15 protein-coding genes and 1 riboswitch are annotated in these 12,175 nt (G+C 36.0%); of the genes, 9 read left to right on the top strand and 6 right to left on the bottom strand.

The window, feature by feature from the left end; translation table 11 throughout:
- The first annotated feature begins 37 nt into the window (after positions 1–37).
- A riboswitch (cobalamin riboswitch) is annotated at positions 38–219 on the top strand.
- 59 nt (positions 220–278) lie between these two features.
- The 9 genes from G415_RS0102675 to cobK are packed head-to-tail and all read left to right on the top strand — an operon-like array spanning position 279 to position 7,629.
- A complete protein-coding gene (locus tag G415_RS0102675; RefSeq protein WP_022670048.1) occupies positions 279–1,598 on the top strand; it encodes a cobyrinic acid a,c-diamide synthase CobB in 1,320 nt (439 codons plus the stop codon).
- Positions 1,595–2,563, top strand: coding sequence for a sirohydrochlorin cobaltochelatase (locus G415_RS0102670; protein ID WP_022670046.1), 969 nt, complete (start codon positions 1,595–1,597; stop codon positions 2,561–2,563). Before G415_RS0102675 ends, G415_RS0102670 begins: the two co-directional genes overlap by 4 nt.
- The gene (locus G415_RS0102665; RefSeq protein ID WP_022670045.1) at positions 2,560–3,510 is read left to right on the top strand and encodes a FecCD family ABC transporter permease; all 951 of its coding nucleotides are present in this window, start codon (positions 2,560–2,562) and stop codon (positions 3,508–3,510) included. The genes G415_RS0102670 and G415_RS0102665 overlap by 4 nt, the downstream gene beginning before the upstream one ends.
- Positions 3,497–4,219, top strand: coding sequence for an ABC transporter ATP-binding protein (locus G415_RS0102660; RefSeq protein ID WP_022670044.1), 723 nt, complete (start codon positions 3,497–3,499; stop codon positions 4,217–4,219). The genes G415_RS0102665 and G415_RS0102660 overlap by 14 nt, the downstream gene beginning before the upstream one ends.
- Entirely contained in the window at positions 4,164–4,961 is a 798-nt protein-coding gene (locus G415_RS0102655) for an ABC transporter substrate-binding protein (RefSeq protein ID WP_022670043.1), read from the top strand. Before G415_RS0102660 ends, G415_RS0102655 begins: the two co-directional genes overlap by 56 nt.
- On the top strand, positions 4,958–5,722 hold the full coding sequence (gene cobA / locus G415_RS09590) for a uroporphyrinogen-III C-methyltransferase (protein ID WP_022670042.1): 765 nt from the start codon (positions 4,958–4,960) through the stop codon (positions 5,720–5,722). The genes G415_RS0102655 and cobA overlap by 4 nt, the downstream gene beginning before the upstream one ends.
- Complete coding sequence (gene cobI / locus G415_RS0102645) at positions 5,670–6,347, top strand: precorrin-2 C(20)-methyltransferase (protein ID WP_022670041.1); 678 nt, start codon at positions 5,670–5,672, stop codon at positions 6,345–6,347. Before cobA ends, cobI begins: the two co-directional genes overlap by 53 nt.
- Complete coding sequence (locus G415_RS0102640) at positions 6,344–6,946, top strand: precorrin-8X methylmutase (protein WP_026939535.1); 603 nt, start codon at positions 6,344–6,346, stop codon at positions 6,944–6,946. The genes cobI and G415_RS0102640 overlap by 4 nt, the downstream gene beginning before the upstream one ends.
- A complete protein-coding gene (gene cobK, locus G415_RS0102635; protein WP_026939534.1) occupies positions 6,943–7,629 on the top strand; it encodes a precorrin-6A reductase in 687 nt (228 codons plus the stop codon). Before G415_RS0102640 ends, cobK begins: the two co-directional genes overlap by 4 nt.
- On the opposite strand, the gene cobJ is transcribed toward cobK, so the two are convergent.
- From cobJ to G415_RS0102605, 6 genes are read right to left on the bottom strand one after another with little or no spacing between them, the layout of a single operon-like run.
- Positions 7,619–8,335: a precorrin-3B C(17)-methyltransferase gene (gene cobJ / locus G415_RS0102630; protein WP_022670039.1), complete on the bottom strand. Its 717-nt coding sequence runs from the start codon at positions 8,333–8,335 to the stop codon at positions 7,619–7,621. The two genes, cobK and cobJ, sit on opposite strands and share 11 nt — an antisense overlap.
- On the bottom strand, positions 8,328–9,110 hold the full coding sequence (locus G415_RS0102625; RefSeq protein WP_022670038.1) for a cobalamin biosynthesis protein: 783 nt from the start codon (positions 9,108–9,110) through the stop codon (positions 8,328–8,330). Before G415_RS0102625 ends, cobJ begins: the two co-directional genes overlap by 8 nt.
- On the bottom strand, positions 9,070–9,843 hold the full coding sequence (gene cobM, locus G415_RS0102620) for a precorrin-4 C(11)-methyltransferase (RefSeq protein ID WP_022670037.1): 774 nt from the start codon (positions 9,841–9,843) through the stop codon (positions 9,070–9,072). Before cobM ends, G415_RS0102625 begins: the two co-directional genes overlap by 41 nt.
- Positions 9,836–10,441, bottom strand: coding sequence for a cobalt-precorrin-7 (C(5))-methyltransferase (locus tag G415_RS09585; protein ID WP_022670036.1), 606 nt, complete (start codon positions 10,439–10,441; stop codon positions 9,836–9,838). The genes cobM and G415_RS09585 overlap by 8 nt, the downstream gene beginning before the upstream one ends.
- The gene (gene cbiD / locus G415_RS0102610) at positions 10,425–11,396 is read right to left on the bottom strand and encodes a cobalt-precorrin-5B (C(1))-methyltransferase CbiD (protein ID WP_022670035.1); all 972 of its coding nucleotides are present in this window, start codon (positions 11,394–11,396) and stop codon (positions 10,425–10,427) included. Before cbiD ends, G415_RS09585 begins: the two co-directional genes overlap by 17 nt.
- Entirely contained in the window at positions 11,393–12,139 is a 747-nt protein-coding gene (locus G415_RS0102605; RefSeq protein WP_022670034.1) for a DUF4197 domain-containing protein, read from the bottom strand. The genes cbiD and G415_RS0102605 overlap by 4 nt, the downstream gene beginning before the upstream one ends.
- Positions 12,140–12,175: the final 36 nt, after the last annotated feature.

The raw sequence follows: 12,175 nt of genomic DNA, 5'->3' as shown, positions 1-12,175 counted from the left end.
TATTTTATATTTTGCACACTATATTGAAAAGTTAAAAATTATTTGCTAAAGTTAAATTGGGCTCTATCAGGGAAGTTGGGTGAGAATCCCACGCTGTACCCGCAGCTGTATTCGGGAACGAAACTCCCAGAAAGCCACTGTCGGCTATTGCCGATGGGAAGGCGGGAGGAGTAGGTTTTTGCCCGTAAGCCAGAAGACCTATAGAGCCTTAGAATTCCCCGGGTATTGGGAGGTTCTATGTGCTCTTTTTTCTTTTTCAACCCACCGATTAGGGCTGCATGAGAAAGCCAGCCTTCATCATAGCCGCAGACAGAAGCGGTTCTGGTAAAACAACTATAACAGTTGGATTGCTTCACACTCTTAAAGAAAAGGGTTATTCTATAGCGCCATTTAAGTGCGGCCCTGACTATATAGACACTGCCCATTTGACTTGTGCATCTGGTTCTTTTGCCTATAACCTTGACAGCATAATGCTAAGCAGAGCAGAGCTTAAAGACACCTTTTTTGAGAATCTCATACAAGCGGATATAGGCATTGTAGAAGGCGTTATGGGACTATTTGACGGAATAGAGTCATACACATTCAAAGCAAGCACATACGACATTGCAAAGATATTGAATCTGCCAGTTGTTATAGTAATTGATGCTTCTAAATGTTCTGCATCTATTGTGGCTTCAGTAAAAGGTTTTGAAGAGTTAGCAAGAGAAATAAAAATAAATGGCGTCATTATAAACAACATAGGAAGCTCGATACACGAAAAATTGGTAAGGGATGCTATAAGAAACCACTCGTCTCTGAAAATTTTAGGAATAATCCCAAAGAATAGAGAGTTGACATTACGCTCAAGGCATCTTGGACTTAAGGTTGCAGAAGAGACAGAGAAAGAAGAGTATGAAAAAATCGCAGAACACATAGGCAAATATGCAAATATAGATGAAATAATAAGGCTCTCTGAGATTGAGTTTGAATATGAAATTAAGCATGCCACAACCATAAAAAGCAAAACAGCACTCATAGCTTACGATAAAGCCTTCAACTTTTACTATCAAAACAATTTAAGAGAACTTGAGAAAATGGGATATAATTTAAAATTTTTCTCGCCGCTTAAAAACGAAACGGTGGACAACGCCGACTTTGTGTATTTAGGCGGCGGATATCCAGAGTTATACGCAGAACGGCTATCTAAGAGTGTAAAAACCATTAAAAGTATAGCAGAACATATAAACTCAGATAAGCCACTGATAGCCGAATGTGGCGGAATGATGCTTTTATCAGAAGGTATATACATAGACGATGAATTTTACAAAATGGCTAAAGTTTTCAATGTAAAAATAAAAATGAGCAAGAGAAGAAAAGCTCTTGGTTATGTTAAGGTAAAAGACTTAACAAAGACATTTTTAGAAGGGCCTGTATTTGGGCATGAGTTTCATTACTCATACTATACCCAGATAGATGAACAGTTCAGCTTTGAGCTTAAAAAATTGACCGATGGAACAGTTTATAAAGATGGACTTATGAAAAATAGAGCCATAGCAAGTTATGTACACTTTCTATTCTCTAAAAAGTTTTTAAAAAATCTCTGTGGAGGTGTTTTATGAGAGTTTTCTTAAGCTTTCTCATCGTTTTCGTTTTGACCTTTGGTGTTCATCTTCAATCTTTCGGAAAAGCCCAACATAAGGGCAAGGTGGCTATAGTTCTTGCAGACTTCGGAACGACTTATTCAACAGGGTTTGTTGATATTGAAAACATCAAAGAAGCCGTGCAGAAAGCATTTCCGCACGAAAAAGTTGTTTTTACATTCACTTCCAACATTATAAGAAACATTTGGCACAAAAGACAGCACAACAAGAAGTTTGAGAACAACTCAAAACTAAAAGATTTTCTCTATGTTAAAGGACCACTTGCAACAATAGCCGACTTGCAGGACGAAGGATACAAAACGATTATTGTTCAGCCAACCCACATTTATGATGGCGAAGAGTTTACAGACCTTCTATCTTATGTAAACGGTTTAAACTCTATAAAAACAATGAAAAAGAAGTATATGCCATTCAAAAAGCTCGTTATCGGAAGACCAGCCTTAGGAAGAAATGTTTGGAAATACGATTATCACAAAGATATAGAGATAGCAGCAAAAGCCCTAAAAAACGATATTGAGCTTGCAAAAAAGAATAAGGCTGCTTTGGTTTATATGGGACATGGAAACGAGCATTACTCAACAGGCGTATATGCTGAGCTTCAGAAAGAGCTAAGAAAGATGTATCACACCGATAAAATATTTGTTGGAACAGTTGAAGGATTCCCTTCTTTAGAAGATGTTTTGAGTGAAGTAAAAAGAGCGGGTATAAAGAAAGTTTTACTCAAACCTTTGATGGTTGTTGCTGGCGACCATGCAAACAACGACATGTGTGGAGACGAAGATTCTTGGAAGAGTGCATTTAAAAAGGAGGGGATAAATGTTGTTTGCTCCATTCATGGACTTGGAGAGAATCCAGAATGGGTAAATATATACATACAACATATAAAGGATGTTGCAAGAGATAACGGCATAAAACTAAGATGAAAATTTATCTTTTTCTATTTTTCGCAACACTGATAGCATTTTTGATTAGTATCACAACGGGTTCTGTAAACATAAACATTTTTCAGATGAGCGAGATAGAAAAAACCATAATTTTTAATTACAGGCTGCCTTTATCCTTAGAGGCAGCCTTCATTGGTTCAATACTTGGATTGTCCGGCGCAATACTTCAAATAATACTAAAGAATCCGCTTGCAGATGGGTTTACCACTGGAGCGGCTTCAACGGCTGCATTAGGCGGAGTTTTGGTTATTTGTATTGGCTTGCCGTATTTTTTTGTTCCTGTATTCGCAAGTGTGTTCGGTATGCTTGGTATAAGCTTTGCAATTCTTCTGTCAAAAGACTCTTTAAAACATACAACATTGATACTCGCAGGAATAGTGGTAAATATCGTTGCAACGGCAATCATAGGTTTTCTGAAATACTATTACGAAGAGAGTGTTGGCAGTATTGTGTTTTGGCTTATGGGCGGATTTTTTAATCCAAATTATATCAAGTCTACTATTCTCTTTGTTGCTTTGATTTTTAGCTTTATCTTTTTTGTTAAGAACTCAATAAAATTAGACATAATGGGTTTTGACTTCTTTACAACAAGCTCAATGGGTATAAATGTAAAAGCTTTTAGGAGTATAAACTATTTTATCTCTGCGTTTTTGGTTGGCATAGCCGTTAGTTTTTCTGGAATTATACCGTTTGTTGGGCTTATAGTTCCACACATTTCAAGGTTTATTGGCGGTTTTGAATCCAAAGAGTTGATTATTTTATCAACGATTCTGGGAGCTTTGGTTATGCTTTTAAGCGAAACATTGGCAAGAACAATTATAAAGACAGAAGAGCTGCCTGTTGGTATCTTAACTTCAATCGTGGGCGGGCTATTTTTCTTTTATCTAATGCTCAAAAGAAAAGACAACTGGAATGAAAGCGGTTGAGATAGAGAATCTTTCAATAGAAAGGGAGAGCTTTAGTTTAAAGATAAAGAAACTAACCATAGAAGAAGGGCAAAAAGTAGCAATTCTTGGAGAAAACGGCAGTGGAAAAACGACACTATTGCTTGCAATAGCAGGATTTATAGAGTCAAACATAAGGGTATTTTCAAAAGATATATCAAACCTTAAACCGATAGATAAAGCATCCATTCTCTCTTTTTTGCCACAATTCAGTGATTTTTCTTTGAACAGTACTGCCTTTAAGGTTGTTTTACTCGGCAGGTATCACATAAAAAATGGTCTCTTTGACGAAGAAGATTTAAAGAACACAGAAGAGATATTGGAAAAACTTAAGATGAAACACTTGGCAAGAAAGCAGTTTAAAGCTCTCTCTGGTGGACAAAAGAGACTTATTCTGATAGCAAAAACCATTAATCAAGATTCAAAGGTTATGGTTTTTGACGAACCGTTATCATCTGTGGATATAAAATACTCAAAAATCGTGGCAGAGTACTTAAAGAGCCTAAGAAAAACTATAATATCTTCTGTTCACGATATTAATTTAGCTTTAGCTTATTTTGATAGAGTAATAATTTTAAAAGACGGCAGGATAATATTTGATGATAGCCCAAACAAAATAACTAAGGAGGTAATAGATGAAGCTTACGAAATCAACAGTATTAGCTGCTCTAATCGTTTTATTTTCTTTTAATCTCTCCTTTGCATACAAAAGGGTTGTTCTGCTTGCTCCAGATGTAGCAGATATATTTCATAAGTTGAACCTTGACAATGTTGTTGTTGGGAAAACCAAGAATGTTAAATTATTCAAAAACGCTAAAATCGTAGGCACGCACTTGAGTGTGAATACAGAGATATTAATCTCCCTTAAGCCAGACTTGATAGTTGCTCGAAGAAAAACTGAATTTGACGCATCAAAATTAAAGGGCGTAAAAATTTTGATATATAACCCACATACCTTAAAAGGAATAATAAAAGAGATAAAACTCATAGGTAAAATGTTTAATAGGGGAAAGAAGGCTGAAGAACTCACAAAAAATCTCCTTGATAAGATAAAACAACTAAAACCAATAAAACACAAACCTAAGGTTGTATTTGAAATTATGCAAACGCCGTATCTTGTTGCGGGCAAAAAATGCATAGTAAACGATATCATTCAGACTGCAGGTGGAATAAACATAATAAACAAAAACAGAATGTTTGTGAGAACCCTGCAAGAGAACATTCTCCTAAAAAAGCCTGATATTTATATATACGAAGTTGGGCCTATGAATAAGAATCCAACACCGCCAAACAAAAGAGCTATCTTTAAAGATACAAGCATGCTTATAGTGAAGGTTGATGAGTCAAAATTCTTAAGGAGCAATACGGTATCATTCGATAGTGTTGTATATCTAAATAACCTATTTTACGAATGGAGCAAAAACAGAAAATGAAGGGCAAGCTTTTTATAATATCTGCACCATCAAACTATGAACTGCTCAGCCTAAAATCCATAGAAGCTTTAAAGGTGTGCGATATAGTGTTATATGATGACCTTATAGACAAAAAGATACTCTCATTCTCAAAAGGAAAGAATATATATGTTGGCAAAAGGGCTAAAGCTCATCACACAGACCAGTCTTTAATAAATTCGCTTATCGAAGATAGCCTAAGGAAAGGTTTAACAGTTGGAAGATTGAAAGGTGGTGATACGGCTTTTTTCAGCAGAGTTATAGAAGAGATAGAAACAGCAGAAAGGCTCAATGCAGAAATAGAGATAATACCCGGCATCACAACAGCTTCTCTATTCTCTTCAATTCTAAAAACTCCGCTAACGGCAAGAAATATATCAAAAGGCGTTATATTTATAACAGGACACAGTGCAGATACAGATATAGAGAACTATTACGATTTTGAAGCTATTGTGAGATTGAATATGACGATAGTTATCTATATGGGTGTGCTGAATTTTGAAAAGATAGCAGAAAAACTTTTGGAATGCGGAATGGACAAAAATACACCTGTATGTGCGGGTGAAAGTTTGGGTTTTGAAAACGAAAAAATAATCTGTTTTGAGCTGAAGAACAAAGAGTGTATAAGCCTAATAAAGCCACCTGCGATTATTGTTATAGGAGAAATCCTAAGAAGGGAAGGTGTTTTTGATGCTCTATGTAATAGGTGTAGGAGTAGGAAAGCCAGAATTTTTAACACTTGAAGCTTTAGAGAAGCTCAGAAAGAGCGATATAGTAATAGTTCCAAAGTCTAAGAAGTCTTCAAGAAGCGTGGCTTTTAATGTGATAAAAGACTTTGTCGATAAAGATAAGATTCAATTTTTCTCTTTTCCAACAACAAACGACAAGGATGAACTTAAAAGAGCTTACGACTCTCAAGCTCTCATGATAGAAAAGCTGCTAAACGAAGGAAAAACGGTAAGTTATACGACAATAGGCGATGTATCAATCTATAGCACATTCAACTATCTATCAGAAAGATTAAAAGATTTAGGGATTTATTTTGAGATAATACCAGGCATACCTTCATTTGTAGCTTTTGCAGATAGGATAAAAATTCCGCTTTCTTTGAAAGATGAGAGCTTTGCCGTTGTTGAGATGAAAAAGGGTGTTGGGCATATTGTTAAACTCTTTGAATATTTCGATACTGTCGTTATAATGAAGGTTAACAATAGAATTGATGAGCTTCTTGAGATTGTTGAGATGGTAAAGCCAAAGGACGCTTGGCTTGGAAAGAATCTGTTTTTGGAAAAAGAAGAGATAGTCGATTTGAATAAAACAGACAAAATCAACGAAGCCTATCTCTCCCTTGCTGTTTTAAGAAGATGAAGGGTCTATCAATAGAAAAAAGAAGCTTCGAGATTATAGAGAAGAAGGCTCGTTTAGACGGTTTTACAGACAAACAGAAAGAGATAGTAAAAAGAGTTATACATGCAAGCGGAGATATAGAGATTGCCAAAGAGATAGTTTTCTCAAAAAACGCTATAGAGATGGCAGAAAAATCAATAAAAGAAAGATGGAGCGTTGTGTGTGATGTAAATATGGTTGTAAGCGGCATAACAGAATCGTTGGCAGATAAATTTAATCTAAAGCTTTATAGCTTCGTTCACAACAGAGACATAATCGAGAGAGCAGAAAGAGAAAACAGAACAAGGGCTGAAGTTTCGATTGAAGTCGCCAATGATATGTTTGATAAGATACTCTTTGTTATAGGCAACTCACCCACAGCTCTTCTTAAAATCATAGAGCTTCACGATGAAGGCAAACTGAAGGAGAGCTTTATAATTGCTTTTCCTGTTGGTTTTGTGGATGCGTATGAGTCTAAAAAGAGACTTACAGAAACAGACCTTGAATATATAACAAATCTCTCGACAAAGGGTGGAAGTCCATGGGCTGCTGCAGCTTTTAGGGCAATTTTAAAGCTATGATACTTTTACTTGCAGGCACAACCGAAAGCAAAGAGATAGCAAAGAAGTTAAAAGAAAATTTTATCATATCTGTTGCAACAGATTATGGGTATGAGTCATTCAAAAGGGTGTTTCCAAACACAATAAAGGCAAATTTCGATGAAGAGAGCCTTGCAGAGTTTATAAAAAAGAAAAAGATAACAAAAATAATAGATGCAACGCATCCATTTGCTTTTAAAATAAGCCAGACTGCAAAAAGGGTTGCCTTAAAAATGAAAATAGAATACAAAGAGAGAAAAAGAAAACTTGAAGCGTCAACAACATACAAAAAAGCTCTCTTTTTTTCATCTAAGGAAGACATCTTTGATTTTTTAAGGTGCAACTGCAAAAGGATTTTTTTTACCATAGGTTCAAAGCGTATTGATATGTTTAAAGAGTTTTTTGATAATTCTATCTTTCGTATTCTCCCCTATGAAAACTCCATAAAACACCTAAGAAATCTCGGGATAAACCCTAAGAACATAATAGCCATGGAAGGCTTGTTCTCTAAGAATTTCAACATCGCAATAATAGAAGAGTTCGATATAGACTGTATAGTAACCAAAAACAGTGGAAGAGAAGGTGGGCTAAACAACAAGATAGAAGCAGCTAAAGACAAAAATATTTACATTTTAATACTGCAGCCTGACTTCTTTAGCGATTAATATCATATCCACGTGGTGTTATCATTTTGCCATTTTTTATGTATGTCTTAGTATTTCCAACAATAATGGTTGTTCTCATATCGACAAAATCGTAATCAAACTCATCTATTCTCATAATCTTTATCTCTTCGTGATTACTACAGCACTGCTTAACTGCTCCGCAGATGAGATTGCCTCTTAAACGAAACCTGTTTAGGGCATACTCTATCTGTTTTGTTCTTTTTTTGCTTTTTGGATTGTAAATAGCACACACAAAATCGCCATAATTTACCGCATCAATTCTCTTTTTTATCAACTCCCATGGTGTAAGCAAATCGGATAAAGACAAAGCCACAAAGTCTTCACATATAGGCGCACCCAATCTTGCACTTACAGATATTGCAGCCGTAATGCCAGGCACTATCTCTATATTTTCGATATCCGAAAGCTCATATACAAGAGAAGCCATGCCATAGACAGATGAGTCTCCCGAACTTACAACACTAACAGTTAGACCCTTTTTTGCTAAAGAAATGGCTTTCTTTACCCTTTCAACTTCACCACCCATGCCGTTTCTAAAAACTATCTTATCCTTAAGCATATTTTCTATCTTGTTTATATAACTCTCATATCCACATACGGCATCTGAGATTTCTATAGCTTTTTTGGCGCCAAAGCTCATATTTTCTTCACCTAAGCCAAGACCCACAACGAAAATTTTACCCATTTAGATTCTCTCTTACTATCGCTATACTCACACCGTCAAAATCTCTCTTTCTTAAGACAAACTCTGGATTAAAAGATGCAATCAAAGCAGACATCTCAGCCACACTTTTTATGCCTAAATGCTTCTTTGCGGCTGTCTCATCAACACAATAGACATCACTTGAGTACCTAAACTTTGGCAGAAACACGGTTTTAAGTCCAAGATTATCTAAAGCTTCTTTTAATGCTTTATCGTCCTTCTTATGCCAACATGTCGCAGCAAGCCTAATATGAGATGGTGTTATATTACACATTCTGCATGCTTCTTGTATAGCAGCTTCGATATTTTCACTCTTTAGTTCCTTTCTTGAGCCAACTCCTATAACATATCTCTTAGATGATTCTGTTGCCGTTGTTATAACAGGTTGAGCTCCTATCGATGAGCAGACATCCAAAGCCAACTCATTTGCTCCACCTTCATGTCCAGAAAGCAGGCTAATCGCAAATCTTCCAGCACTATCAACAACCACGATAGCAGGGTCTTTTCTTTTATCTTCAGGCAAACCCGATATCATCCTTGTTGCTATACCCAAAGCCATAACACCTATTATTTTTTTATACCTTTTAAATACATCTTCAAAAACAGCTCTCAAATCATCAAAGATATACACATCTTTATTTGCCGTAATGCCGTTTTTGACATACAGGTCGCAATTTTTAAGGGATTTGGATATCCTTAAAGCTATAGAGAAAGAGTTATTGTTTATCGATATTATTGCTATTTTTTCTGTATCCATGAGAGAAGTTCTCATCATAAAGTTTTGAATAGTTTGAAATATCTCTATTTAGAACCTTGCCTACAATCACAAGAGCCTGCCTATTTATGCCTGATGCCTTCTTAGTTATATCTTTCAGGTTGCCTTTTACTATTTTCTCATCCTTCCACCCAATCCTATAACAGACAGCAACAGGCGTATCTTTGTCAAAACCCGCCCTTAGACAGGCATCCACTATTTCTTTTAGCTTATCAACAGATAAATAAAAGCAGAATGTTCCACCGTGAGAGAGTATTTTATCGATACTCTCATCTTCGGGCATTTTTGTTCTTCCTTCAAGGCGTGTTATGACAACGGTTTGGGAAATTTCTGGTGCAGTTAGCTGAACCTTTAACTTAGATGCCGCTGCAAACAGCGATGTTATGCCGGGTATTATCTCATATTCAATGTTAAACTTCTCAAGTTCTTTCATCTGCTCTGCTATTGCTCCGTATATGGATGGGTCTCCTGAGTGAAGCCTTGCAACATCATACCCATTTTTGCAAGCATCTATCATTGTGTTTATTATCTCCTTAAGCGTCATAGACGATGAGTCAAAAACCTTGGCATCTTTTTTTGTAAAAGAAAGGATATCTCCATTAACAAGACTCCCTGCATATATAACAACATCGCTTCTTTTTAGTATCTTAACGGCCTTTATAGTTAAAAGCTCTATATCTCCAGGCCCTGCACCAATAAAGTAAACCTTACCCATCTCTCTTAATCAAAACTATAACTGCCAATCCGCTATCTGGCACATTATAGTCGCCTTCAACCTTTACTATTTTCTCATCCTTCAGTCCAAGATTATAACATACAAATTTATCGTAATCTGCTATTTTGTTATCTAAATAATAGAGAATCTCTGATGGTTTATTCTTGCCGCACAATATAAATGTTTTCCGTCCAAGCTTAAAGTTTTCTTTTAACTCTTTATGAAAAGAGACAAACTTTACATCTTCGTATGTTTCAAAGAGTCTTGAGAAAGCCATCTGAAAACTTGATACGCCGGGCACAACTTCAACAATCCTTTCTGAATATTTCTCATAAATATACTTTGCCAAAGAGAAAAAGCTGGCATCTCCAGACACAACAAAACCTATTTTTGAACTTGTGTCTTGAGCTATTCTGTCAACATCTTCAAAAAACCTGTTTAGAACAACATAGTTTTTATGTTCAAAGAGTGATTCAAACCTTCTATCTCCCGCAAGTATATCCATATCTGATGCTGTCTTTACAGCTCTGTATGTAAGAAAATCCTTGCTTCCCAATCCTGCAGATATAATCCAGATATTCTTATGCTTCTCCGACAATATTCCCTTCCATATCGAACAGAATTACATCAACATCAAATCCATAGTCTTTTTTTATTCTATCCTTAACAGCAGAAGCTACTTTATCCAGTCTGTAAACCTTACAAATCTCTTCTATTGTATTAAAATTTTTCTTCAATCCCAATAGATTGCACACAAATCCATTAGCTTGTGGTGAGTGTTTGGAGTGGGTATTGTAATAGCCCATAGATATTTTTGCAATCTTTCCTGGATGACCTGCTATACCAAACCTTTTAATTCCTTTATTGGCAAGATAGTCAAATATGTCTTTAAAGTAATTGCTAACCTGAACAACAGGGATATCTCCTTTTACGCTTTTTATGTGTCTTTCTCCAATTTTACCGGGAACAAGAAAAAAGTATTTTTTGCCTTCAGCTAAAATAACATCAATCTCACACTTTATCGAAGCTATTAAAGCATCAAGACTCATTGGCTTTACAATGCCTGTTGTTCCCAATATTGATATACCACCAACTATACCGAGCCTTTCGTTAAATGTGTTTTTTGCTATCTCTTCACCCTTTGGAACTTCAATCGTTATTACGGCAAACTCATTATCTTCAAGAAACTTCTCCACATTTGATTTTATCATTCTCATAGGCACAGGATTTATTGCAGGTTTTCCTACTTCAACCTGAAGACCCTTCTTTTTTACTATTCCTATGCCTTTACCCGCCTTAACTTCAACACCCTTCTTGCCTTTTAGAACTTCTGCCTTTGCTATTATCTCTATGCCGTTTGTAATATCAGGGTCATCTCCTGCATCCTTAACAACAACACACTTCTCATCTGTAAACGAGACGGGAATGTCAATAGTATCGCCCATAGGAAGAGAAACTTTTACGCTTTTTATCTTTTTGCCTGTTTTTTTGAGAATTAAAGCTCCTATAGCAGCAGCAGTTGCAGCCGTTCCCGTTGTAAAACCTTCTCTCACTTATCGTAAAAGCCAAAAACCTTTTTTAAAAGCTCTGTTGTTCTTTTTGCAGGATTTTTTCTTATCTGTTTCTCTTCTTCTGCCATGTAATAGAAAATGCCGTCGATGGTTTTGTTTAAAACATAATCTATAAAGTTAAATCCCCTGCTTTTGGTAAATGGTAAAAACTCACTAATTCCTTCAAACATTTCATCGTATGTTCTAATGGCTCCAACCTTATACAGGGTTCTTTTTACTATTGGTCTAAAGGCATCTTTTAGTTCTGGTGTCATCTTTCTTTTGAAGTATTGAGTTGCCGCATCGTCTGGCCCTTTTAGTATACCTTTTGCATCCTGAACGCTCATCTCTCTAATGGCTTTTATGAATATCCTTTTTGCTTTTGGCGTTGCCTTTTCTGCTGCCCTGTTCATCTGAAGTTCAAGTTTATTTAAATCTTCTTCAAGTCCAACCATCTCAAGCAAATCTTTAAGCTGCTTTATCTTCTCAGGCAGCGGTATGTGAACCTTAGGGTCTTTATAAAATCCATTAAGCCTGCCAAGTTTACCTATAACATCACTTACGCTAACTATCAGCGCTTCTTTTAAACTATTAACCGCATCTTCATTTGTTAGATTGAAATCTTTTTCTTGATTCTGTTGCTCGACAACAACACCAAAGTTTTTAAGCTGCTCTTCCATCCATCCAGCATTGGCACTGAAGGATAGAAACAGCACAATAACAACGCCAATTACAGCAACTCTCATAACTGACTCCTTCGTTTATTTTTATCCTATATTATT

The organism is Hippea alviniae EP5-r, from assembly GCF_000420385.1.
GTDB lineage: Bacteria > Campylobacterota_A > Desulfurellia > Desulfurellales > Hippeaceae > Hippea > Hippea alviniae.
This window is presented reverse-complemented; position numbering and strand designations above follow the sequence as displayed.

Excerpts from the sequence above, each read along its gene's own strand:
- G415_RS0102660 (WP_022670044.1), top strand. The coding sequence starts at position 3,497 with ATGAAAGCGGTTGAGATAGAGAATCTTTCAATAGAAAGGGAGAGCTTT.
- cobM (WP_022670037.1), bottom strand. The coding sequence starts at position 9,843 with ATGGGTAAGGTTTACTTTATTGGTGCAGGGCCTGGAGATATAGAGCTT.
- G415_RS0102670 (WP_022670046.1), top strand. The coding sequence starts at position 1,595 with ATGAGAGTTTTCTTAAGCTTTCTCATCGTTTTCGTTTTGACCTTTGGT.
- G415_RS0102655 (WP_022670043.1), top strand. The coding sequence starts at position 4,164 with ATGAAGCTTACGAAATCAACAGTATTAGCTGCTCTAATCGTTTTATTT.
- G415_RS0102625 (WP_022670038.1), bottom strand. The coding sequence starts at position 9,110 with ATGGATACAGAAAAAATAGCAATAATATCGATAAACAATAACTCTTTC.
- G415_RS0102605 (WP_022670034.1), bottom strand. The coding sequence starts at position 12,139 with ATGAGAGTTGCTGTAATTGGCGTTGTTATTGTGCTGTTTCTATCCTTC.
- cobK (WP_026939534.1), top strand. The coding sequence starts at position 6,943 with ATGATACTTTTACTTGCAGGCACAACCGAAAGCAAAGAGATAGCAAAG.
- G415_RS0102640 (WP_026939535.1), top strand. The coding sequence starts at position 6,344 with ATGAAGGGTCTATCAATAGAAAAAAGAAGCTTCGAGATTATAGAGAAG.
- G415_RS0102675 (WP_022670048.1), top strand. The coding sequence starts at position 279 with ATGAGAAAGCCAGCCTTCATCATAGCCGCAGACAGAAGCGGTTCTGGT.
- cobI (WP_022670041.1), top strand. The coding sequence starts at position 5,670 with ATGCTCTATGTAATAGGTGTAGGAGTAGGAAAGCCAGAATTTTTAACA.
- G415_RS0102665 (WP_022670045.1), top strand. The coding sequence starts at position 2,560 with ATGAAAATTTATCTTTTTCTATTTTTCGCAACACTGATAGCATTTTTG.
- cobJ (WP_022670039.1), bottom strand. The coding sequence starts at position 8,335 with ATGGGTAAAATTTTCGTTGTGGGTCTTGGCTTAGGTGAAGAAAATATG.
- cobA (WP_022670042.1), top strand. The coding sequence starts at position 4,958 with ATGAAGGGCAAGCTTTTTATAATATCTGCACCATCAAACTATGAACTG.